The organism is Kineosporiaceae bacterium SCSIO 59966 (genome assembly GCA_020881835.1).
In the GTDB taxonomy this organism is placed as follows: domain Bacteria; phylum Actinomycetota; class Actinomycetes; order Actinomycetales; family SCSIO-59966; genus SCSIO-59966.
Genome location: CP052876.1, coordinates 1158949 through 1181363 on the forward strand (window position 1 = coordinate 1158949; position 22415 = coordinate 1181363).

A 22415-nucleotide genomic window follows, 5' to 3' on the forward strand; every position below is an offset into this window, starting at 1 on the left:
CTCCTTGTGCGGTGGTGCTTGCTCCGTACGGGTGAACTCAGACGGTGGTGCTGCCGCGCTCGACGAGTGACGGCTCGAGCAGGACGTGAACGGACGGTGCGTTTGGTTCATGGATGCTGGTGAGGACCTGGTCCAAGCAGGCCTGGGCGGCCTGGGTGAGGGGCTGAGCGATGCTGGTGAGGTCCACGGCGGCCGCTGCCGGGGTGTCGTCGAAGCCGACGACGGCGAGACGGCGCTCACTGCCGGAACGGTCGAGCGCCAGCAGCGCCCCGAGAGCGAGGGAGTCGCTCGCGCACACCACTGCGCTCGGCGCGTCGGGCAGGTTCAGAAGCCGCTCAGTGGCTTCTGCCCCCTGCAGGATGCCGTCGTCAACCATGACGTCCAGCTCCGCGGCCGCTGGGAGACTGGCGTCCGCGAGCCCTAGGCGCCAGCCGTCGCGCCGGTCATCTCCGACGCCGGATCCCGTGGGCCAGCCGAGAAAGGCGATTCGCCGGTGGCCGCGTGCCGTTAGCTGCGTGACCGCGTGGCGGGTTCCAGCGGCTCCGTCGATATCCACCCAGGAGTGCGGGGCAGGCGGGGCGCCCCACGGCCGTCCAAAGGTGGAGAAGGGGATTCCATGTTCGCTTAGCCACGCCGTCCGTGGGTCGCCGTGGTGGGTACTGGTGAGCACGATGCCGTCGATGTCGCTCGTGGACACGAGGTCCCCGAAGGTCTGGATCTCCTGGTGGTCGTCGTCCGCGGTATAGAGCAGCACGCGGTATCCCGCGCGCTGCGCGCCTTCGACGAAGGCGTGCAGAAAGCGATCGAGGACGACGCCGTTAACGCCGTCTCGGTGCGGCTCCATCCGCATCGCGAGGGTCCGCGAGCGCTGCGTGCGCAGCTGCTGCGCCGCTCGGGACGGACGGTAGCCCAGGTCGGAGATAACGGCATGCACCCGGGCTCGGGTGGCAGGCCGCACTCGGTCCGGCGAGTTGAGAACGTTGCTCACCGTCTGGCGTGACACGCCGGCGGCGCGTGCGACCATCTCCAGCGTGGGTCGTGCCATGTCTCCTCGCCTCTGCTGGATCGTTCAATGTCGGCGTCGACCAAGGGCTTGAACGATCAAACTGGAAGGCCCACACTGTGGCCGCGGGTGCGTGACCTGTCAAGACCCCTTCGTCGAGTGACGTGCCCACTTGTCATCGACTCCTGGAGGAGATGTGCCTGACAGCGCCGAGGCCACCCCGGTCACCGCTTCGGTCTCGTCCGCCGACGTGGTGCCATTGCAGCCGTGGCTCAACGATCTGGTGACGTGTCTGGCTGCCCCGACCCAGTGGTGGTCGGGCCATGACGGCCAGACCCGCGCGGTTGGTGCGCAGGGCCTCTGGCACGGGGACACGAGGGTGCTCTCCACGGCCCGGCTTACCGTCGGTGGACGTGAGCCCTCTCCGGCGCTGGTGGCCCCGGCCGACTCCGACGAGGTGCGGGTCATCGCCTACGCCCGCGAGCTGGGGGACGCCACTGCCGACCCGACGGTGCGCGTGGAGACGCGGCGGCGGGTACGCCCCGGAGTGGGCGTGGAGACCATCGTGGTGACCTCCACCGCGTCCCGGCCGGTGACGACCGAGGTGGTCGTCGAGCTGGCGTGCGACCTGGCGCCGATGGAACGCGTCAAGACGGGGCTGCCGAGTCGGCCGATCACGCCCACGGCTCAGGGGGCACCCGGCTGGTCCGACGGGTCGACGACCGTGCAGGTGGAGGCGCCCGACGCCGAGGTCGACCGGACAGACGTGGGGCTGAGTCTCCGGTGGCTGGTCAGCCTCGCTCCGCGTGGCTCGGTGGAGCTGGAGTGGCAGGCACGCTCGCACGACTCTCGCCAGGTGGTGGTCGCACCGGCCGACGCGGGCACCGACGCCTGGCGGATCGAGGTCACGGCCGATGACCGCCGTCTGGAGCGGTGGGTGCGCCGCGCGCTCGGCGACCTGTCGGCCCTGCGGTTGGTCACGCCGGAGTTGCCCGATGACGTTTTCGTCGCAGCGGGTGCGCCGTGGTTCCTCACACTGTTCGGGCGGGACTCGTTGTGGGCGGCTCGCATGCTGCTGCCTCTGGGCACGTCGCTAGCCGGGTCGACGTTGCGGGTCCTGGCGGCCCGGCAGGGCCGCGGCGTCGACACCGGGTCTGCCGAGGAGCCCGGCAAGATCCTGCACGAGCTGCGCCGAGATGCTCTCGACCTGTCAGGGGGGCTGGCCGGCGGGCTGCACCTGCCGCCGGTGTACTACGGCACCGTCGACGCGACGTCTCTGTGGGTGTGCCTCTTGCACGACGCGTGGCGGTGGGGCCTGCCGGCGGAAGAGGTCGAGATGCTCCTGCCCCATCTGGAGGCGGCCCTGGACTGGACTACGCTGCACGGCGACTCCGACGGCGACGGTTTCCTGGAGTACGTGGACAGCAGTGGTCGGGGCCTGAGCAACCAGGGGTGGAAGGACTCCGGTGACTCCGTGCAGTGGCACACGGGAGGTCTGGCCGAGGCGCCGATCGCGCTGTGCGAGGTGCAGGGGTATGCGCACGAGGCGGCGCTCGGCGGGGCCGCTGTGCTGGAGGCGTTCGGGCGGCCGGGGGCAGACCGGTGGCGGGAGTGGGCAGCCGAACTGGCGGAGCGGTTCCGCAGGCGGTTCTGGGTGGAGGACGCCGAAGGGGCCTATCCCGCTATTGCCCTGGACAGCTCGAAGCGACCCGTCGACTCTCTCACCAGCAACATCGGGCACCTGCTCGGCACCGGCCTGCTGTCCCGGGACGAGGAGGCCCAGGTCGCCGCGCGGCTGGCTGGACGGGACATGGACTCCGGCTTCGGGCTGCGGACCATGTCGTCCACCGCTACGGGCTACGCCCCCCTGAGCTACCACGGCGGCTCGGTGTGGCCGCACGACACGGCCATCGCGCTCTCCGGACTTGCCCGTGGCGGCTTCCACGCTGCGGCCGGCTCGCTCGTCCAGGGACTGCTTGCTGCTGCCGACGCGTTCGACGGCCGTCTGCCGGAGCTGTACGGCGGGGACGCGCGGGAGGACGTCCCCGCGCCGGTCCCGTATCCGGCAGCCTGCCGCCCGCAGGCGTGGTCGGCCGCCGCCGCCGTCGTCACGCTCGCTGCCGTCACCGGCCTGCGCCCCGACGTGCCCGCGGGTTCGCTCGACGTCCGTCCGCTGGCGCCGTCTCCGGTCGGCGCGGCCCGGGTCAGCGGCCTGCAGGTCGGGGGACGACCGGTGGAGGTGACGGTCGACCGAGATGGCACCGTGCTGTCGGCACCGGACCCCACTATGTAGGGGTGCGCCTGAACACCCCTCCCGGCTGGCCCCGGGGCGTCCCCCCGCCGGACGCCGACGAGTGGCGGTCCCGCGCCGTCGGCTGGCTGCTCGACCTGTGCCCGGCGGACTACCGGGGCCACCCGGTGCTGGCTCGGCACCCCGTCGCGCTGGCCCGCCTGGCCGCCCACCACGTCGAGGCCGGGCTGGAGGCCCAGCGCCGGGCGCGCGCCACGGCCCGCGAGCGACTCGGTGACGTCCTGCCGCCCGGGGCGATGGCCGAGGTGCTCGAGGTGCTGGACGTCGAGCAGGCGCGCCTGCTGGCCGCCCGCCGCGGCGTCGAGCTCGTCGAGACGGCCCTGCGCGGGCAGCGCTTCGTCCCCCGGCTGTGACCGGCCCTGCTGGACGGTGGCGCGGCGCTCGTCCGGCGGGCCGCGACGTCCGGACCTCGACCGGCGGGCCAGAGCGTCCGACCTGGACCGGCGGGCCGCGACGTCCGGACCTAGACTCGTCGGCGGACACCGCCGCCTGCCGAGGAGCCCCACCCGTGCCCACCTTGCTCGAGACCGTGCGTTCCCCCCGGGACCTGCGCGGGATGACTCCAGTGCAGCTCGAGCGGCTCGCACGGGAGATCCGCTCCTTCCTCATCCAGGCCGTGTCCCGCACCGGCGGCCACCTCGGGCCGAACCTTGGAGTCGTCGAGCTGACCATCGCGCTGCACCGGGTGTTCGACTCACCGCGCGACACCTTCGTCTTCGACACCGGGCACCAGGCCTACGTGCACAAGCTGCTCACCGGACGTCAGGACTTCGCCCGGCTGCGCCAGAAGGGCGGCCTGTCCGGCTACCCCAGCCGCGCGGAGAGCGAGCACGACGTCGTGGAGAACTCCCACGCCTCCACGTCGCTGTCGTGGGCCGACGGCATCGCCAAGGCCCGCCAGCTGCGGGGGGAGTCCGAGCGGTTCGTCGTCGCCGTCATCGGCGACGGGGCGTTGACCGGCGGGATGGCGTGGGAGGCGCTCAACAACATCGCCACCGGCCAGGACCGTCGACTTGTCATCGTCGTCAACGACAACGAGCGCTCCTACGCCCCGACCATCGGCGGGCTCGCGCACCATCTCGCCACGCTGCGGACCACGAAGGGGTACGAGCGGTTCCTCGAGTGGGGCAAGGGGGCGCTGCAGCGCGGTGGCGCCCCGGGCCGGCTCGCTTACGAGACCCTGCACGGGGTGAAGAAGGGCCTCAAGGACATCGTCGCCCCGCAGGGCCTGTTCGAGGACCTCGGCCTCAAGTACGTGGGGCCGGTCGACGGCCACGACGTCGAGGCGGTCGAGCACGCCCTGCGCCGCGCCAAGGCGTTCGGCGGCCCGGTCATCGTGCACGCCATCACCCGCAAGGGCCAAGGCTTCTCCGCGGCCGAGGCCGACGAGGCCGACCGGTTCCACGCCGTCGGGATCATCGACCCGGAGACCGGGCAGCCCCTCACCGTGCCCGGCGGGTCCTGGACGTCGGTGTTCGCCGACGAGATCGTCCAGATCGCCCGCCGCAGGTCGGACGTCGTCGCGATCACTGCGGCCATGCTCATCCCGACCGGCCTGGACCGGTTCGCCGCGGAGTTCCCCGACCGGGTGTTCGATGTCGGCATCGCCGAGCAGCACGCGGTCACCAGCGCAGCGGGCATGGCCTACGCCGGCCTGCACCCGGTCGTGGCGGTCTACTCGACGTTCCTCAACCGGGCGTTCGACCAGGTCCTCATGGACGTCGCGCTGCACGGTGCCGGCGTCACCTTCGTCCTCGACCGGGCCGGCATCACCGGTGACGACGGTGCCAGCCACCACGGGATGTGGGATCTCGCGCTGCTCCAGCTGGTCCCGGGCCTGCACCTGGCCGCCCCCCGGGACGCTGCCTCCCTGCGGGAGGCGCTGCGGGAGGCCGTCGACATCGCCGACGCCCCCAGCGTCGTCCGGTTCTCCAAGGGCGTGGTGCCCGACGACATCCCCGCCGTCGAACGCATGGGGGCGGTCGACGTCCTGGCCCGACCCGAGTTCGCGGTCGGCGGTGGGGACAGCGACGGCGCCCCGGCTGCAGGGCCCCAGACCCTGGACGCCGACGTGCTCGTCGTGGCTGTCGGCGTGCTGGCCGGTACCGGCCTGGAGGTCCGCGAGCGGCTGCGGGACCAGGGGATCACGGCCACCGTCGTCGACCCCCGCTGGGTGCTCCCGGTCCCCGAGGAGCTTGTCGCCCTCGCGCGACGGCACCGGCTCGTCGTCGTCCTCGAGGACGGCGTGCGCGTCGGGGCCGTGGGGGCTCGGCTGGTGCAGACCCTCACCGACGCCGGCTGCGCCGTGCCCGTGCACGAGGCCGGGGTGCCGTGCAGGTTCATCGGCCATGCCAGCCGGTCGGAGGTGCTCGCCGAGGTCGGCCTCACCGCCCGGCAGGTCGCCCTCGACGTCGCCGCCCGGGTCAGTGCCGACACCGCGGCCGGCAGCGATACCACCCTCCCGTCGTCCCACTGACCCTCTCGTCGTCCCACTGACGCATTGACGGCCCCGGGCCACCGCTTTGCCTCAGTGATTCGTCGACCGCCCCCTTTTTCGTGATCATGCAGTTCCGCCACCCCGCACGACCCACCCGTGATCATGCAGTCCCGCCACCCCCGTTACGCGTGATCCGTCCGGCCCCCGTCCGTGATCATGCAGTCCCGCCACCCACCGGCCACCGTCGGCTCGCAGGATGCTGGCTTGGTGGCGGGACACGCCGGCCAAGCTGCGCCAAACGCAGCATTCTGTGGTGGAGGCGCCCGACCCGACGTGGGCTGCCATGGCCACCAAGGCCTGCTTTCGTCTTTCGGGGCGGCCGCGAGCGGCCGTGAGGCGTTCATGCAATGCCGCCACCCCGGTCCGCAGAATGCCTGGGTTCGTGGCGCGCCACGCGGGACCAGCTGGGCCGAGTCCAGCACTGTGTGGGCGCGTGGGGGCGCTTGCGGGGTGGCGGGATTGCATGATCACGAAGGGGTTGATCGGCGAGGTTCAGGAGGAGTGGTAGCGGACGTCGCGCAGGGCGGGGCCGTCGGTGACGGGGTCCGCCAGCGACTGGGCCACCGGGTCACCCCGGGGGACGGCCATCCGCACCTCGTCGGCGGTGACGAGCAGCGGGCGCGGGTAGCCGCGCCCGACCTCCGGTGTCGCCGACCACGCGGCGGCGACGAACGCGGGATCGATGCGGGCCAGGTCGTACCAGCCGCGGCTGCGCATCGGCACCGCGAGCGCGCGCATCCCCGACCCGTCGCCAGCGGCCAGGTACCCGCGCAGCGCTGACGATGAGAGCAGCGTCGGGACGTCGCAGCCGCCGACCGGCCGCAGCACGCTGTGCCGGCCGGCGCCCTCGTCGCGGGCGAGCCGGTGCGCGGCCAGCGCGCCCATCGCCTCGGCGTGACCGCGCAGCCGGCGCCACCACTGCCGGGCGTCCGTCCCCGCGGCAGCGGCGACGCTGCGGTGCAGCGGGACGATCTCCTCGTCGTCGCCGAGCAGGCCGACGACGCCGACGCCGAGGCGCACGTCCCCGCCGAGGACCGTCTCCCGGACCCAGCCCGGGCCGAGGTCGTCGAGGTGCCCCTCGGGCAGGGCCAGGGCCCGCGCCGACTGCTCCAGCACCGCCGGCGCCCGGCTGCCGAGCTCGCCGACGAACCGGCGCAGTCGCAGCAGGACGCTGATCCGCCGGCGCGCCGCCTCCCCGGTCAGGTCGGCACCGGCGACGACGTCTGCCAGCTCCGTCCAGCGGACCAGCACCGGCAGGCGTCCCGGCAGGTGCACCCCGCCCTCCCGCGGCTCGAGGTCCACGTCGTCCAGGACGGACACCGCCAGGACCGCTCGGCGCAGCAGCCCGGGGTCCGGGTCCCCGGGCCGCGGGGCCGGCGCGTCCATGCGCCCACGGTACGGCGGCCCGACGGGGCCGGCCTCGCCAGTCCGGCGGACGTCGAGCCTTCCCTGCAGCGCCTGGTCGCGGTGGGGAGCCAGGCCACCACCTGGTGGCTGACTGTGTGGGACGGCGCCATAGGGACCCTCCGGCACCCTGCGTAGTGTCCAGCGTCACACCGACCCGCACGGGTCGTGAGCCGCACCACCAGGTCATGGAGGCCCACATGCGACGCGTCCGACGTCCCTCGCTCCTCGCCCGCGGCGCCACCGCGGCGTCCCTCGCCCTCGTGCTGGGAGCCTGCGGCTCCCCGGGTGAGCCCGGGGCCGCCCCGGCGGAGGAGGAGACCACGGGCGGAGGGGAGCAGACGCAGGACGCCGCGTCGTCCGAGCCGTTCCAGGTCGGCATCGTGCACTCCCAGACCGGCCCGCTGGCCAGCTACGGCGAGCAGTACATGGCCGGCTTCGAGGCCGGGCTCGACTACGCCACCGACGGCACCGGCGAGATCGACGGCCGCCCGGTCGAGGTCACCGAGGTCGACGACGCCGGCGACCCGGCGAAGGCCGTCGCCGCCGCCACCGACCTCATCGGCCAGGGCTACCAGGTGCTCGCCGGGTCCACAGCCTCCGGGGTCGCGCTCCAGGTCGCCCCGCTGGCCGAGGAGAACCAGGTGCTGTTCATCTCCGGCCCGGCCGCTGTGGACGCCGTCACCGGCGTCAACGACTACACGTTCCGTTCCGGACGCCAGACCTACCAGGACATCCTCACCGCCGCCTCGTTCCTCGGCGACCCCGAGGGGCAGTCCGTCATGGTGTTCGCCCAGGACAGCGCCTTCGGCCAGGCCAACGCCGCCGCCGTCGAGGCCGTCCTGGGAGCCGAGGGCGCCGAGGTTACCCCGCTGCTCGTGCCGTCCGGTGCCACCGACCTCACCCCGTTCGCCCGGCAGGCCGCCGACGCCGCGCCCGACCTGCTGTTCGTCGCCTGGGCGGGCACCAACGCCACCCAGATGTGGCAGTCGCTGGAGCAGCAGGGCGCCTTCGACGCCAGTGCCGTCGTCACCGGGCTGGACATCAAGGCCACCCACCCGGTGTTCGGCCCGGTCGCCGAGCGGATCCAGTTCCTGTCCCACTTCTTCGAGGGCGCGAACGACAACGAGGCCTACCAGGCGCTGGCCACGGGGCTCGAGGAGCAGGGCATGGAGGTGGACCTGTTCACCACCGACGGCTTCACCGCCGCCCAGATGATCGTGCACGCGCTCAGCGAGGGCGGCGACGACGTCGACGCGATGGTCGCGGCCCTCGAGGGCTGGGAGTTCGAGGGCCCCAAGGGCGCGATGACCATCCGCCCCGAGGACCACGCGCTGCTGCAGCCGATGTTCACCGCGAACCTCGTCGTGGACGGTGAGGAGTTCGTCCCCGAGCTGGTCGACACCCTGGCCCCCGAGGACGTCGCGCCCCCGGTGACCCAGTGACCGCAGTCGCCACCGGGACCGCACTCGCCGCCCACGGTCTGGGCTGGACCGTGGGCGGCGCGCAGATCCTCGAGGACATCACCCTTGCCCTGCACACCGGCGAGCTGCTCGCCGTCATCGGCCCGAACGGGGCCGGCAAGTCGACGCTGCTGCACCTGTTCTCCGGCGTCACCCGGCCCACGACCGGCCGGGTCGAGCTCGCCGGGCAGGACGTGACGCGGCTGTCGCCGGCGGCACGGGCCCGGCTCGGCCTCGGTCGCACCTTCCAGACGTCCAGCCTGTTCGACGGGCTGACCGCGGTGGAGAACGTCCGGCTCGCGGTGCAGAGCCGGCACCCCGGCGCACTCAGTCCGTTCCGGCGAGCCGTGTCCGCCGCCGATCTGGCGGAGGCCCTCGAGCTGCTCGACCGGGTCGGGATGGCCCACCGCGCCGACCGCAGCGCCGGCGTCCTGTCCCACGGCGACCGGCGCAAGCTCGAGATCGCGGTCGCGCTGGCCCGCCGCCCGCACGTGCTGCTGCTCGACGAGCCGATGGCCGGTGTCTCCGTCGAGGACGTGCCGGGCCTCGTCGACCTCGTCGGTGGCCTGCGCGACGACGGCGTCAGCGTGTGCATGGTCGAGCACCACATGGACGTCGTCCTCGGGCTCGCCGACCGGGTCGCCGTGCTCCACCACGGCGCGCTGCTCGCCGTCGGCACGCCCGCCCAGGTCACCGCCGACCCCGCCGTCCAGCAGGCCTACCTGGGGGAGGAGCTGTGAGCGACCCCGTGCTCACCCTGCAGGACGTGCACGTGTACCTCGGCCGCTCCCACGTGCTGCAGGGAGTCGACCTGTCCGTCGCCCGAGGCGGCGTCACCGGCCTGCTCGGTCGCAACGGCGTCGGCAAGACGACGACGCTCAAGGCGGTGCTCGGCCTCGTGCCCCGGACCGGCCGGATCACCTTCGACGGAGCGGACATCAGCTCGACGTCGACGCCGGCTGTCGTCCGCAGCGGCGTGGGCTACGTCCCGGAGGACCGGGAGGTGTTCGCCGGTCTCACCGTCGAGGAGAACCTGCGGCTCGCCGAGCCGATGGCCCGGGCCCACGGCGGTGAACCGGACCACGGCCTCGTCGACGAGCTATTCCCCGAGCTGCGCACCCGGCGCCGGCAGAAGGCCGGCACGCTCTCCGGTGGGCAGCAGCAGATGGTCGCCCTCGCCCGCGTGCTGCTGGCCACGCCGCGGCTGCTGCTCGTCGACGAACCCACCAAGGGGCTGGCACCGCGGCTCGTCACCGAGGTGACGCAGGTGCTGGCCCGGGTCGCCGAGGCCACCACCGTGCTGCTCGTCGAGCAGAACCTCACCGTCGTCCGTCGCCTCGTCCGCGACGTCGTCGTGGTGGACGGGGGACGCGTCGTCCACAGCGGCCCGGCGGACCAGCTGCTGTCGGACGCCGACCGGACCAAGGAGCTGCTCGGCGTCGCGCCGCGCAGCCACCGCGAGGAGGCCGGGCGATGAGCACCTTCCTCCTGCTGGTCGCCACCGGGCTGGGCCTGGGGGCCCTGTACTTCCTCGTGGCCTCGGGCCTCAGCCTCATCTACGGACTGATGGGCGTGCTGAACTTCGCCCACGGGGCGTTCCTGTCCGCCGGCGCCTACGGGACCTGGTGGGCCACCGAGAACCTGCCCGGCGCCGGACCCGACGGTGCTGGCTTCGTCGTCGCGGTCGCCTTCGGCGTCGCCGTGGGGGCCGTGCTCGCCGCACTCGTCGAGCTCACCGTCATCCGACCGCTGTACCGACGGCACATCGAGCAGGTGCTCGTCACGGTCGGCCTGTCGCTGGCCGCCGTCGCGCTGCTGCAGGGCATCTTCGGCGCCGACCCGATCACCTACCCGCGGCCCGGGTGGACCGCCGGGACGACGCAGGTCGCCGGGGCGAGCGTGCCGAACGACCGGTTCCTGCTCATGGGGGCGGCCGTCGCCGTCCTCGTCGGGCTGCTCGCCATGCTGCGCTTCACCCGGCTCGGCCTGGTCATCCGGGCCGGGGTGGAGAACCGCAGCATGGTGGAGGCGCTCGGCATCGACGTGCGGCGCACGTTCACCCTCGTCTTCGCGGTCGGCGGCGGCGTCGCCGCGCTGGGCGGCGCGCTCGGCTCGGTGTACCTCGGCAGCGTGTCCCCCGGCCAGGGCACCTCGCTGCTGATCTTCGCCTTCATCGTCGTCGTCATCGGCGGACTCGGCTCCATCACCGGCACCGCGGTCTCCGCGGTCGTGGTCGGGCTCGTCCAGCAGCTGGCGAACTACTACGCCGCCTCCGGGGTCGGCGACCTGTCCGTCGTCCTGCTGCTGGCGCTGGTCCTGCTGGCCCGGCCGCAGGGACTCTCCGGGAGGACCGCGTGAGGACCCTCGTCGACCGAGTGACCCGTCCCGGGCAGGCGAGCGGACCGACCGCGGACGCCGGTCGGGCCGGGGTCCTTCACCGATGGGCGGGGACGGCGGTGCCGCTGGCCCTGCTCGTGCTGCTCGCCGTCCTGCCGTACGTGTGGCTGCCGCTGCCCGGACTGCTGTCCGGTCGGATCAACTCCCCGGGGTCGATGCAGCTGCTGGCACTGATGCTGGTGTTCGGCGGCATCGCCCTGTCCTACGACGTGCTGTTCGGCCGGGCGGGTCTGCTGAGCTTCGGCCACGCGCTCTTCGTCACTGCCGGCTCGTACACGACGGCCATGGCCCTGCGGCACCTCGACGTCGGGCTGCTCACCGCGGTCGGGCTCGCCGTGCTCGTCGGGGTCGTGCTGCCGGTCGTCGTCGGCGCCGTCGCACTGCGGGTCACCGGCATCGCGTTCGCGATGGTGACCCTCGCGTTCGCCCAGGCCGGGTCGATCCTCGTCCTGCGCAACCCCGGTGGGGTGACCGGCGGGGAGGAGGGGCTGCCGCTGACCCGGGACCGGGTGCCGGACCTGCTCACCGGCGTCGCCAACGCCCCCTACCGGTACTGGCTGGCACTGGCCTTCCTCGCCGCGACGTGGGCCGCGGTCACCTGGCTGGGCCGCAGCCGGGCGGGGCACGCCTGGGCTGCGGTGCGGGAGAACGAGGACCGGCTCGCCGTCCTCGGGGTCTCCACGTACCGGGCCAAGCTGCTCGCGGTCGCGGTCGGCGGGTTCTTCGGCACCCTGGGCGGGGTGGTGCACCTGCTCGTCGTCGGCGGCTCCACCCCGCACATCACGACGTCCGAGTTCACCCTGGGCCTGCTCGTCATGGTGGTGCTCGGTGGGGCGGGCTCCAAGTGGGGCGCTGTGATCGGCGGGATGCTGTACACCTATCTGGACAACCGGCTGCTCCAGCTGGCGTCCTCGGACGTCGTCCGCGGCCTGCCGGACTGGTTGCGGGTGCCGTTGTCCGAGCCGCTGTTCATTCTGGGCAGCCTGTTCGTGCTCGTGGTGTTCTTCGCCCCCGGGGGCCTCGTCGGCCTGGCCCGCGGACGGCGCCGGGCCGCGCCGGAGGTCGACGGCGAGCACTGACCGACCGAGGCGCCGAGGACGCCGGCGCCACCATCCGAGCGGAGGAACCCCCGTGACCGACACCGACCGCATGCTGCACGTCCCCGTCGCCGGCGGCGAGCTCGCCGTCCACGACCTCACCCCCGGGTCCGGGCCCGACCGTCCGGTCGTGCTGGCGCTGCACGGGATCACCGCGAACGCCCTGTCCTGGACGGCGGTAGCCCGGGAGCTCGACGGCACCGCCCGGCTGCTCGCCGTCGACCTGCGGGGGCGGGCGTGCAGCCGAGGCCTGCCGACCAGCGCCGGGCTGGCCACGCACGCCCAGGACGTCGTGGCCGTGCTGGACCACGTCGGCCTCGACGCCGCCGTCCTCGCCGGCCACTCGATGGGCGCGTTCGTCACCGCCCTGCTCGCGGCCCGGCACCCGGAACGGGTCCACGCGGCCGTCCTCGTCGACGGTGGCGTGGGGTTCCCGGCGCCGGCCGGCGTCGACGTCGACGCGGTACTCGAGGCCGTCATCGGTCCTGCCATGCGGCGGCTCGCGATGCGCTGGTCCACGCGTGCGGAGCACCTCGACTTCTGGCGGGAGCACCCCGCTCTCGGCCCGGTCTTCGGCACCCCCGCCGAGCCGGACCTCGTCGGGTACGTCGAGCACGACCTCGTCGAGGACGGCGGGGCGCTGCGCTCCTCCTGCGTGCTGGACTCCGTACGCGCGGACGGGGCGGACCTCGTCGCCGGCGAGGAGGTGCTCGCGGCGGTGCGGACCACCGACGTGCCCACGACCCTGCTGTGGGCGCCGCGCGGCCTGCTCGACGAGCCGCAGGGCCTCTACGACGAGCAGCGCCTCGCCGCCGCGGACCTGCCGGACCGGGTGCGCGTGCGCAAGGTCGAGGACACCAACCACTACACCCTGCTGCTCTCCCCGCACGGCGCGGCGGCGGTCGCCGGTGAGGTGACCCGCGCGCTGGCCGCGACGGACTGACCCGGCGGCTTGCTCAGCCGGCCGAGCGGAGCCGGTGCAGCCGCAGAGCCAGCTGCAGCTCCAGGGCCCGGGCCGGCTCCGCCCAGTCCGCGCCGAGCAGGCGGGCGACCCGCTCCAGCCGCTGGGCCACCGTGTTGACGTGGACGTGCAGCCCGGCCGCCGCCCGGCTGGGGCTCGCCCCGGCGGCGAAGTACGCCTCCAGCGTGCCGACGAGGTCGCTGCCGCGCCGGGCGTCGTAGTCCAGCAGGGGACCGAGCACCCCGGCGACGTAGCGCCCCACGTCCGCGGCGCCGCCGACCACCAGACCGGCGAAGCCGAGGTCCGCCGCGGCCGCCCCGCGGCCCGGCGTGCCGAGCGCGACGAGCGTGTTGACGGTCCGCACGGCCTCGGCGTGCGCCGCGACCAGCCCGTCGACGGGGACGACGGGGCCGGCGGCGCCGACGGTCACCTCGGCGGTGCGGGCGAGGCGGGTCGCCAGCGTGCGCGCGGTGGCGGAGGCGTCCTCGCCGGGCACGAGGACGACGACGTCGTGACCCTGCTCGCCGACGAGGACGGCGGAGGTGCCACTGGCGGCGGCCGTCGCGGCGAGCAGCAGGCTGCGGCGCGGGTAGCCGGCGGGGCCGCGGCAGACCGCGACGACGTGCGGGTTGCGCAGGTCGAGACCGAGCAGCCGGCCACGAGCCACCAGCGAGTCCACTTCCCCGGACCGGCGTTCGTGGCCGGCGAGCAGGTCGGTGAGCAGGTCGGTGCGGACCCGCTGCTCGGCCTCGGCGGCCTGGCGGCGAAACAGCAGGACGAGCGCAGTGACGACTGCGGCCCGCTCCAGGGTGCGCTGGTCCCCGGCGTCCAGGTCGCCCCGCCCGCCCAGGACCAGGGTGCCCATCCGCTCGCCGGCGGCGGTCACTGCCGCCGCCCAGGTGCCGCCGGCGGACGCCAGCCGGCCGGAGGTGTCCGACGTCCGGACGGCGAGGGTGTCGGCGAGCGGGTCGACTCCAGCGCCCTCGGCGAGGGACGGCGCCGGGCCGGACTGAGCGGTCCGCCGCCCGTCGGGGTCCAGGGCGACGACCCAGCCGCCGAGCAGCTCGGCGACGGCAGACACGATGTCGTGCACGCCGCCGCCGCCGAGCACGACCTGGGCGAACCGGTCGTGCGCGGCCGCCGCGCGCTCGGTCGCCGCGGCCTGGCGCCGCACCGTCTCGTGGGCTGCCGAGAGCGCGGCCAGCGCGTCGCGGGTCTCGGCCGCGGCCCGGGTCTGCACGAGTGACACCGCGGCGAGCGCGGCGAGCGACTGCAGCAACGACACCTCGTCGCGGGTGAACGGTCGGCGGGTCCGGTTCGAGGCGAACAGCACCCCGACGAAGTCGTCCTCGACGAGCAGCGGGACGCCGCAGATCGCGACGAGACCCTCCTCGCCGACCGCGCTGTCGATGTCCAGGGTGTGCGAGAACCGCTCGTCGTCGAAGTAGTCCGCGGTCCAGTACGGCTGGTGGGTCTGCGCGACGAGGCCGCCGAGGCCGGCGCCCAGCGGCAGCCGCAGGCTCTGGAAGGCCGCCGAGACCGAGCCGTCGGTGGCCCGCATGTAGGTGTCGCCGCGGTCGTCGTCGTACAGCGTGAGATACGTGACGTCGGTGCTGAGCAGGAGGCGCGCCCGGCGGACGATCGCCTCCAGTACGCCGCCCGGGTCGGCCATTGTCGCCAGGTCCCGGGCGGTGTCGACGAGGGCGCTGAGCTCGGTCTCCCGGCGGCGTCGGGCGTCGAGCACGCTTCGTACCCGCAGGGCCAGCGAGCGGGCGGAGGCCGCCAGCTGCGGGTCGTCGGCGGCGAGTCCACGGACCTGCGCCTCGAGCGCCTCGGCGGGAGCGTCATCAGCGAGCAGCCGCAGCAGCTCGAGTGTCGTGGGCACGGCGGAGATCCTGCCAGCCGGGGTGCTTCCCCGGTCGTGTCTGGTCGCGCGGACCGACGGGGGCCGGGACGTCGCGGACCGCGCAGGCCCGTCGGTCACCGCGCCGTCCAGCCGCCGTCCATCGCGAACGACGCCCCGGTCACCGACGCCGACGCCGGCCCGCACAGGAACGCGACGAGCTCCGCGACCTCCGCCGGCTCGATCAGCCGCTTGACCGCGACCGGGTCCAGCATGACCCGCTCGACGACCTCGTCGGCGGGGATGCCGTGTGCCCGCGCCTGGTCGTCGATCTGCTTCTCGACGAGCGGGGTGCGGACGTAGGCGGGGTTGACGCAGTTGCTCGTCACCCCGTGGACGGCACCCTCCAGGGCCACCACCTTGCTCAGCCCCTCGAGCCCGTGCTTCGCCGAGACGTAGGCCGCCTTGTAGGGGCTGGCCCGCAGGCCGTGGGCGCTGGAGACGTTGACCACCCGGCCCCAGCCGCGGGCGTACATGTGCGGCAGCGTCCGGCGGACCAGCCGGAACGGGGACTCCAGCATCAGCCGGAGGATGAACGAGAACCGCTCCGGCGGGAACTCCTCGAGCGGCGCGACGTGCTGAACGCCGGCGTTGTTGACGAGCACGTCCACCTCGGCGGGCAGTCCGTCGACCGCCTCGAGGTCGCTGAGGTCGCAGTGCAGCGGCGTCACGTCCGCCAGGTCACCGGCCATCCGCTCGAGCCCGGCCGCGTCGACGTCCACGGCCAGCACGTGGGCGCCTGCCGCGGCGAGCCGTCGTACGCACGCGGCGCCGATCCCGCTGGCCGCGCCCGTCACCAGCGCGGTCCGGTCCGACAGGTCGACACCGGCGGCCGGGTCCGGGGAGGGTGCGGTCATGAGCGCAGACGGTAGGCCGAGTGACGGACCTCACCCGTGTGCGCGGACCACCCAATCGTCATCAGGTCGGTGGTGCGACCTCACAGCCCCGGACCTCGCAGCCCCGACCTCACAGCCCCGGCCCCCTAGCGCCCACGTCATGCGGGCACAGGGTGCTCCGGAGGGGCCCCGGGGCCACGTCATGTCCGCAGAGTGCGGAGAGGGGACGGGGCCGCCTGGGGAGGGGGAGCGGCGGGGGGGGGGGGGGGGGGCTACTCGCCGGCGCCGTCGGGGCCGAGGGGGACGGTGAACGGCTGGGCGATGCAGACCGGCGGCTCCGGGTGCACCTCCACGGTGTCGGTCACCGAGACGTACGCCCCACCCAGCAGGACCGACAGCGGGACGGCGTAGCGGTTCGTCTGGGGCAGTCCGGGCAGGTCCAAGGGCCGGGCGTCGTCCCGGACGTCGTCCCGGTCGGCCGGCCGGTGGGTCGCGTCCATCCCGTTCATCCCACCAGGGTAGGCGGCGCGGCGGTCCCGCGGGACCACCACCGCCGGCTCAGGCGGGTGTGCTCGCCACCCCGCGCGGCAGGAACCGCCGGCCGGTGACCTGCTCCGCGACGCCGGTGCGGTCGAGCAGCGGGGTCAGCCCGCCGTTCCAGAACTGGAACCCGGCGCCGGTGATCATGGCGAGGTCGATGTCCTGCGGCTCGGCGACGACCCCGTCGTCGAGCATCCGCCGGGCCTCGTCGGCGAGCGCGGACAGCACCCGGGTGCGGATCTGCGCCGGCTCGAGGACAACCGGTTCGGCCGGCTGCTCGACGAGCTCGAGCACCTCCTCGTCGAGCACCGGCCGGCCCCCGTCGGTCCGGTAGAAGCCCGGCTTACCGGCCTCGACGACCCGGCGCAGGTTGTCCGAGACGTAGAACCGGTCCGGGAAGGCGCGGTGCAGCGTCTCGTTGTTGTGCAGCGCGATCGCCGGGCCGACGAGGCCGAGCAGCATGAACGGGGGCATCGGGGCCAGGCCGGCCATCGAGCGGTCGGCGACCGGGATCGGCGTCCCCTCGTCGACGATCCGGGCGATCTCGCCCATGAACCGGCCGAGCAGCCGGTTGACGACGAACGACGGGGAGTCGGTGACGAGGATCGTCGTCTTGCGCAGGGTCTTGGCGGTCGCGAACGCGGTGGCCAGGGTGGCGTCGTCGGTGCGCTCACCACGGACGATCTCCACCAGCGGCATGACGGCGACCGGGTTGAAGAAGTGGAAGCCGACGACCCGCTCCGGGTGCTGCAGCTGCGAGGTCATCTCGGTGATCGACAGCGAGGAGGTGTTCGTCGCCAGCACGCACTCGGCGGAGACCACCGCCTCCACCTCCGTGAGGACCTGCTGCTTGACGGACATCTGCTCGAACACGGCCTCGATGACGAAGTCCGCGTCGGCGAACCCGTCCTTGGACGTCGAGCCGGTGACCAGAGCGCGTAGCCGGTTCGCGGCGTCCGGGGAGATCCGCCCTCGGGCCAGCAGCTTGTCCACCTCGGCGCGCACGTAACCGACACCCTTGTCCACCCGGGCCTGGTCGAGGTCGGTCATCACGACCGGTACCTGCAGCCGGCGGGCGAACAGCAGCGCGAGCTGGCTGGCCATGAGTCCGGCCCCGACGATCCCCACCTTCGTCACCGGCCGGGCGAGCCCGGTGTCCGGGGCCCCGGCCGGGCGCTTGGCTCGGCGCTGGACGAGGTCGAAGGCGTAGACGCTGGCGCGGAACTCGTCGCTGAGGATGAGGTCGGCGAGGATCTCGTCCTCCGCGGCGAACCCGGCGTCCCGGTCGGCGGTGCGGGCCAGGCGCACCAGGTCGAGTGCCCGGTAGGGCGCGGGCGCAGCCCCGGCGACCTTGGCGTCGACGGTGGTGCGTGCGGCGTCCACGGCGGCCTGCCAGGCCTGCTCGTCCCGGTCCACCTCCGGTCGCTCGACCCGCTCCTCACCGGCCAGCACCCTCGCGGTCCAGCGCAGCGACTCGGTGAGGAAGTCCGCAGGCTCGAAGACCGCGTCGGCGATACCGAGCCGGGCCGCCTCCACCCCGCTCATCGTCGTGTTGTTGCTCAGCGGGTTGGCGACCATGACGGTCAGCGCGGCCTGCGGGCCGACGAGGTTGGGCAGCAGGTAGCTTCCCCCCCAGCCGGGGACCAGCCCGAGGAAGCACTCCGGCAGCGCCACCGCAGTCACCCCGGAGGAGATCGTCCGGTAGGTGCAGTGCAGGGCGATCTCCAGGCCGCCGCCCATCGCCACGCCGTTGACGTAGGCGAAGGAGGGGACGCCGAGCTCGCCGAGCCGGCGCATCTGCTCGTGGCCGAGCCGGGCGATGGCCAGGGCCTGGTCGCGGTCGGCGATCCGCCCGACGTCCTTGAGGTCGGCACCGACGGCGAAGACGAACGGCTTGCCGGTCAGCCCGACCGCGCTGACCTGTCCGCCGCGGACCCGCTCCTCGATGCCGTCGAGGGCCTCCTTGAGGTTGAGCAGTCCCCGTGGACCGAAGGTCGTCGGCTTCGTGTGGTCGAAGCCGTTGTCCATCGTGATCAGGGCCATCGTCGCGCCGCCGGGCAGCTGCACGTCCCGGACGTGGAACTCGGTGACCCGTTCGTCGCCGGACTGGGCCAGCAGGCGCGCGGCGTCGGTCGTGCTGCTCATCGGGCGTCGTCCTCCGTGCCGTAGTCCGGGTGGTGCGGGTTCTCCCAGAGCACGGACCCGCCCATCCCCATGCCGATGCACATCGTCGTCAGGCCGTAGCGGACCTCGGGGTGCTCCTCGAAGTGCCGGGCGAGCTGGTTCATCAGCCGGATCCCCGAGGCGGCCAGCGGGTGGCCGACGGCGATCGCCCCGCCCCACGGGTTGACCCGCGGGTCGTCGTCCGCGATCCCGAAGTGGTCGAGGAAGGCGAGTACCTGGACGGCGAACGCCTCGTTGATCTCGAACAGCCCGATGTCCTCGATGCCCAGGCCGGTGCGGGCCAGCAGCTTCTCCGTGGCCGGGACCGGTCCGACCCCCATGACCTCCGGCTCGACGCCGGCGAAGGAGTAGTCGACCAGTCGCATCCGGGCGGTGAGCCCGAGCTCACCGGCCGCGTCGGCGCTGGCGAGCAGGCAGGCCGTGGCGCCGTCGTTGAGGCCGGCGGCGTTGCCGGCGGTCACCCGGCCGTGGGGGCGGAACGGGGTCTTCAGGGTCGCCAGGCCGTCCGCCGTGGTCCCCGGCCGCGGCGGCTCGTCGGCCACCGCCAGCCCCCACCCCTGCTCGGCGCTGCGGACGGCGACGGGGACGAGGTCCGGCTGGACCTTGCCTGCGGCGTAGGCCGCGGCGAGCCGCTGCTGGCTGAGGACGGCGAAGGCGTCGGCGCGCTCCTTGGTCAGGTGCGGGAACCGGTCGTGCAGGTTCTCCGCCGTCGCGCCCATGGACAGCGCGGAGGGGTCGACGAGCCGCTCGGCGACGAGCCGGGGGTTCGGGTCGACCGCCTCGCCCATCGGGTGCCGGCCCATGTGCTCGACCCCGCCGGCGACCACGACGTCGTAGGAGCCGAAGGCGATCCCCGCCGCGGTGGTCGTCACCGCGGTCATCGCACCGGCGCACATCCGGTCGATCGCGTACCCCGGCACGGACGCCGGCAGGCCGGACAGCAGGGCCACCATCCGGCCGATCGTCAGACCCTGGTCGCCGATCTGCGTCGTGGCCGCGACCGCCACCTCGTCGACACGCTCGGGCGGTAGAGCGGGGTTGCGGCGCAGCAGCTCGCGCACGCAGGCCACGACGAGGTCGTCGGCGCGGGTCTGCGCGTACATGCCCTTCTCGCCGGCCTTGCCGAAGGGGGTTCGGACGCCGTCGACGAAGACGACGTTCCGGAGGGTGCGGGGCACGGGGCCTCCCGGTCGGGACGGTGGGTGGTGTGCGCGCCTCAGGCTACTCACCGGTAACTGCTGGCTGGTAGCGGCCGCCGTGGTGGCGCCGGTCACGGTCAGGTGACCGCTGCGCCCTCGCCGGCCAACGCGGCGGCGAGCGGACCCGCCAGGAGCGACACCTGCCACGGCCGCGCCCCACCGGTCCGCAGCCGGTCGGCCACGTCCTGGGGTTCGGCAGGGTCCGGCGGGTCCCAGCACAACCGGCGCAGCAGGTCGGGCTGCAGCAGGTTCTCCACCGGGACGGCGTGCTCGCGGGACAGCCCAGCGACGGCCTGCCGGGCTGCGGCCAGACGCGCTGCGGCGTCCGGGTTGCGGTCCTTCCACAGCCGGGCCGGAGGCGGGCCGTCGCTGGCCAGCGACGGGGTGGGCAGCTGGTCGTCGGGGAGCCGGCGGGCCCGGTCGACGGCGGCGAACCAGCGGGTGGCGATCCTGCGGTTGGCCGGTCCGGAGAACACCGGCAGAGCGGTGAGCTCGGGCACCGACGCCGGCATCGCCGCGGCAGCGGCCACGATCGCCCGGTCGGGCAGCACCCGCCCCGGCGCCAGGTCCCGCCGGCGGGCCATCTCCTCCCGCACCTGCCACAGCTCTCTGACGACGGCGAGCTGACGGCGTCCGCGGACGGTGTGCAGGCCGGACGTGCGCCGCCAGGGCTCGAGCCGCGGGGCCGCCGGGGCGGCGTCCCGGACGGCGGCGAACTCCTGGGCCGCCCAGTCCGACTTGCCCTGCGCGGCCAGCTCCGCGGCCAGGGCGTCGCGCAGGTCCAGCAGGACGTCGACGTCCAGGGCCGCGTAGGTGAGCCACTCGGCCGGCAGCGGCCGGGTGGACCAGTCCACGGCGGAGTGCTCCTTGGCGAGCTGCCAGCCGAGCATCCGCTCGACCACCGCCGCCAGCCCGACCTTCTCGAAGCCGGCCAGCCGGGCGGCCAGCTCGGTGTCGAACAGCTCGCCACCGGGTCGTAGGCCAACCTCGGCCAGGCAGGGCAGGTCCTGGGACGCCGCGTGCAGCACCCACCCGGCGTCCGCCAGAGCCTCGCCGAGCACGGCGAGGTCGTCGAACGGGACCGGGTCGACCAGCACGGTGCCGGTACCGGCCCGGTGCAGCTGGACGAGGAAGGCCCGCTGGCCGTAGCGGTAGCCGGAGGCGCGCTCGGCGTCGACGGCGACCGGTCCGGTGCCGGCGGCCAGCCGCTGCGCGACCGCCTGCAGCGCGGCCGGGGTGTCGGTCACCTCCGGGACGCCGCCGCGCGGGCTGGTCAGCGGTCGCGGCTCGCGAGGGTCCATGGGAACACCGTAGGCGGCGCCCCGGTCAGGAGATCACTCCGGCGCGCAGTGCCACGACCGTCATCTCGGCCCGGTCCCCCGTGCCGAGCTTGCGGGCGATCCTGGCCAAGTGGCTCTTCACCGTCAGGCCGGACAGGCCGAGGGCCTCGCCGACCTCACGGTTGGAGTGGCCGTCCGCGACGAGCTGCAGCACCTCGATCTCCCGCTGGGAGAGACCCCTGACCGACTCGGGGACCGGTTGCGCCGGTTCCGGGCGCGGGACGGCGTCGGTCAGCATCAGGCAGCGGACCCCCCCACGGACCGCGGCCCGCAGGGTGTAGGGGTCGATGTCGTTGGCCAGCACGACGGTGCGGCGCCAGCCGGCGCTGCGCAGGTCGCGGACGAGGCCGATGCCGGACCCGTCGGGCAAAGTCACCTCGACGACCGCCACGTCGGGGTTGCGGGGCAGCACCGCCCGCCGTGCCTCGCCGACCGTGCGGGCCGCGACCACGTCGCTGGCACCGAGCACTCGCAGCAGCCGCACGGCCGTCTCCCGGGCCGCCGCGGTCTGCACCGCGACCAGTGCGGTGGACCGGCCGGCCTGCCGGACGACGGAGCGGGCGACGGCACCCTCCATGACAGCGGTCATGGCCGGTTCATCGGTGCGCGCGCGGCCGACCTTGACGGTTCGGCGACGAGCAGTCCCGGCGGGCGCTCAGCGCAGCCGGCGAGGCAGGGCGGCCACACCCTCCGGCAGCGGCGGCAGGCCGGCGACCGTGCACAGCAGGTCCCCCCAGCCGCGCAGGTGCGGCTCCAGGTCGTCCCCGACCGGGGTCCACGAGGCACGGACCTCCAGCTCGACGCTGGCCGGGCGGTCGCCGAGCGCGGCGAACCCCTCGGACAGCACCCGGGTGACCGTGCCGCCGATGGCCACGGCGTCGGCGCCGGCCTGCGCGAGGGACTCCTCCAACCAGGCCCAGCCGACCTGACCGAGCAGCGGGTCGAGCCCGGTCTCCGGCTCCAGCTCGGCGCGCACGAACGTCACCGCCCGGTAGGTGCCTTCCCAGGCGTCCTGCCCGGCCGGGTCGTGCAGCAGGACGAAACGGCCGGTGGCCAGCTCGGCGCCCCCCATGACGACGTCGGCGGTGACCGCGACCGCGTAGGGGGCGATCCGCTGGGGGCCGGGGACCTCGGTCAGCACGACCTCCGGGCGCAGCCGGGCGGCACGCAACGAGGCCACCGCGCGCAGGAAGCCCTCCGGCGCGGGCCCGGGGACGTCACCGACCGCCACGGCCGCAGGGTACGTGCGCCACGTCGGCTGACCGTGGAGGCCGCAGCGG

19 protein-coding genes are annotated in these 22415 nt (G+C 74.2%); 9 read left to right on the top strand and 10 right to left on the bottom strand.

Annotation, left to right across the window (positions count from 1 at the left end; all coding sequences use genetic code 11):
- Positions 1-37 precede the first annotated feature (37 nt).
- A complete protein-coding gene (locus HJG43_05495) occupies positions 38-1045 on the bottom strand; it encodes a LacI family DNA-binding transcriptional regulator (protein ID UER54090.1) in 1008 nt (335 codons plus the stop codon).
- A gap of 208 nt (positions 1046-1253) precedes the next feature.
- On the opposite strand from HJG43_05495, the gene HJG43_05500 reads away from it, so the two are divergent.
- From HJG43_05500 to HJG43_05510, 3 genes are all read left to right on the top strand, one after another.
- Positions 1254-3296 carry an amylo-alpha-1,6-glucosidase gene (locus HJG43_05500; protein UER55741.1) on the top strand — a complete coding sequence of 681 codons (2043 nt, stop codon included), beginning with the start codon at positions 1254-1256 and terminating at the stop codon, positions 3294-3296.
- A 2-nt stretch (positions 3297-3298) separates the two neighbouring features.
- On the top strand, positions 3299-3667 hold the full coding sequence (locus tag HJG43_05505) for a hypothetical protein (protein ID UER54091.1): 369 nt from the start codon (positions 3299-3301) through the stop codon (positions 3665-3667).
- Positions 3668-3870: 203 nt separating this feature from the next.
- Positions 3871-5790: a 1-deoxy-D-xylulose-5-phosphate synthase gene (locus tag HJG43_05510; GenBank protein ID UER55742.1), complete on the top strand. Its 1920-nt coding sequence runs from the start codon at positions 3871-3873 to the stop codon at positions 5788-5790.
- A 513-nt stretch (positions 5791-6303) separates the two neighbouring features.
- Here HJG43_05510 and HJG43_05515 read toward each other — a convergent pair.
- Positions 6304-7197 carry a hypothetical protein gene (locus HJG43_05515; GenBank protein ID UER54092.1) on the bottom strand — a complete coding sequence of 298 codons (894 nt, stop codon included), beginning with the start codon at positions 7195-7197 and terminating at the stop codon, positions 6304-6306.
- A 218-nt stretch (positions 7198-7415) separates the two neighbouring features.
- Here HJG43_05515 and HJG43_05520 point away from each other — a divergent pair, with 218 nt between their 5' ends.
- From HJG43_05520 to HJG43_05545, 6 genes are all read left to right on the top strand, one after another.
- Positions 7416-8660 (top strand): substrate-binding domain-containing protein, encoded by a 1245-nt coding sequence (locus HJG43_05520; GenBank protein ID UER54093.1) that lies wholly within the window; start codon positions 7416-7418, stop codon positions 8658-8660.
- Entirely contained in the window at positions 8657-9418 is a 762-nt protein-coding gene (locus HJG43_05525) for an ABC transporter ATP-binding protein (GenBank protein UER54094.1), read from the top strand. Before HJG43_05520 ends, HJG43_05525 begins: the two co-directional genes overlap by 4 nt.
- A complete protein-coding gene (locus HJG43_05530) occupies positions 9415-10155 on the top strand; it encodes an ABC transporter ATP-binding protein (GenBank protein UER54095.1) in 741 nt (246 codons plus the stop codon). The genes HJG43_05525 and HJG43_05530 overlap by 4 nt, the downstream gene beginning before the upstream one ends.
- On the top strand, positions 10152-11036 hold the full coding sequence (locus tag HJG43_05535) for a branched-chain amino acid ABC transporter permease (protein ID UER54096.1): 885 nt from the start codon (positions 10152-10154) through the stop codon (positions 11034-11036). Before HJG43_05530 ends, HJG43_05535 begins: the two co-directional genes overlap by 4 nt.
- A gap of 17 nt (positions 11037-11053) precedes the next feature.
- On the top strand, positions 11054-12154 hold the full coding sequence (locus HJG43_05540) for a branched-chain amino acid ABC transporter permease (protein ID UER55743.1): 1101 nt from the start codon (positions 11054-11056) through the stop codon (positions 12152-12154).
- A 70-nt stretch (positions 12155-12224) separates the two neighbouring features.
- Entirely contained in the window at positions 12225-13115 is an 891-nt protein-coding gene (locus HJG43_05545; GenBank protein UER55744.1) for an alpha/beta fold hydrolase, read from the top strand.
- A gap of 13 nt (positions 13116-13128) precedes the next feature.
- On the opposite strand, the gene HJG43_05550 is transcribed toward HJG43_05545, so the two are convergent.
- The 8 genes from HJG43_05550 to HJG43_05585 form a co-directional block, all read right to left on the bottom strand.
- Entirely contained in the window at positions 13129-15027 is a 1899-nt protein-coding gene (locus HJG43_05550; GenBank protein ID UER55745.1) for a GAF domain-containing protein, read from the bottom strand.
- Positions 15028-15113: 86 nt separating this feature from the next.
- Positions 15114-15893, bottom strand: coding sequence for a 3-hydroxybutyrate dehydrogenase (locus tag HJG43_05555; protein UER54097.1), 780 nt, complete (start codon positions 15891-15893; stop codon positions 15114-15116).
- A 251-nt stretch (positions 15894-16144) separates the two neighbouring features.
- A complete protein-coding gene (locus tag HJG43_05560; protein UER54098.1) occupies positions 16145-16381 on the bottom strand; it encodes a hypothetical protein in 237 nt (78 codons plus the stop codon).
- Positions 16382-16430: 49 nt separating this feature from the next.
- Positions 16431-18557 carry a 3-hydroxyacyl-CoA dehydrogenase gene (locus tag HJG43_05565; protein ID UER54099.1) on the bottom strand — a complete coding sequence of 709 codons (2127 nt, stop codon included), beginning with the start codon at positions 18555-18557 and terminating at the stop codon, positions 16431-16433.
- On the bottom strand, positions 18554-19774 hold the full coding sequence (locus HJG43_05570) for a thiolase family protein (GenBank protein UER54100.1): 1221 nt from the start codon (positions 19772-19774) through the stop codon (positions 18554-18556). The genes HJG43_05565 and HJG43_05570 overlap by 4 nt, the downstream gene beginning before the upstream one ends.
- A gap of 98 nt (positions 19775-19872) precedes the next feature.
- The gene (locus HJG43_05575) at positions 19873-21096 is read right to left on the bottom strand and encodes a ribonuclease D (protein ID UER54101.1); all 1224 of its coding nucleotides are present in this window, start codon (positions 21094-21096) and stop codon (positions 19873-19875) included.
- 25 nt (positions 21097-21121) lie between these two features.
- Positions 21122-21724, bottom strand: coding sequence for a response regulator transcription factor (locus HJG43_05580; protein ID UER54102.1), 603 nt, complete (start codon positions 21722-21724; stop codon positions 21122-21124).
- A gap of 66 nt (positions 21725-21790) precedes the next feature.
- Positions 21791-22366: a DUF3000 domain-containing protein gene (locus HJG43_05585; protein UER54103.1), complete on the bottom strand. Its 576-nt coding sequence runs from the start codon at positions 22364-22366 to the stop codon at positions 21791-21793.
- Positions 22367-22415: the final 49 nt, after the last annotated feature.

What these genes read in the sequence shown, in the direction of transcription:
- HJG43_05565 (UER54099.1), bottom strand. Translation starts at nt 18,557, where the DNA reads ATGAGCAGCACGACCGACGCCGCGCGCCTGCTGGCCCAGTCCGGCGAC.
- HJG43_05560 (UER54098.1), bottom strand. Translation starts at nt 16,381, where the DNA reads ATGAACGGGATGGACGCGACCCACCGGCCGGCCGACCGGGACGACGTC.
- HJG43_05510 (UER55742.1), top strand. Translation starts at nt 3,871, where the DNA reads ATGACTCCAGTGCAGCTCGAGCGGCTCGCACGGGAGATCCGCTCCTTC.
- HJG43_05515 (UER54092.1), bottom strand. Translation starts at nt 7,197, where the DNA reads ATGGACGCGCCGGCCCCGCGGCCCGGGGACCCGGACCCCGGGCTGCTG.
- HJG43_05575 (UER54101.1), bottom strand. Translation starts at nt 21,096, where the DNA reads ATGGACCCTCGCGAGCCGCGACCGCTGACCAGCCCGCGCGGCGGCGTC.
- HJG43_05555 (UER54097.1), bottom strand. Translation starts at nt 15,893, where the DNA reads ATGACCGCACCCTCCCCGGACCCGGCCGCCGGTGTCGACCTGTCGGAC.
- HJG43_05580 (UER54102.1), bottom strand. Translation starts at nt 21,724, where the DNA reads ATGACCGCTGTCATGGAGGGTGCCGTCGCCCGCTCCGTCGTCCGGCAG.
- HJG43_05535 (UER54096.1), top strand. Translation starts at nt 10,152, where the DNA reads ATGAGCACCTTCCTCCTGCTGGTCGCCACCGGGCTGGGCCTGGGGGCC.
- HJG43_05545 (UER55744.1), top strand. Translation starts at nt 12,225, where the DNA reads ATGCTGCACGTCCCCGTCGCCGGCGGCGAGCTCGCCGTCCACGACCTC.
- HJG43_05520 (UER54093.1), top strand. Translation starts at nt 7,416, where the DNA reads ATGCGACGCGTCCGACGTCCCTCGCTCCTCGCCCGCGGCGCCACCGCG.
- HJG43_05495 (UER54090.1), bottom strand. Translation starts at nt 1,045, where the DNA reads ATGGCACGACCCACGCTGGAGATGGTCGCACGCGCCGCCGGCGTGTCA.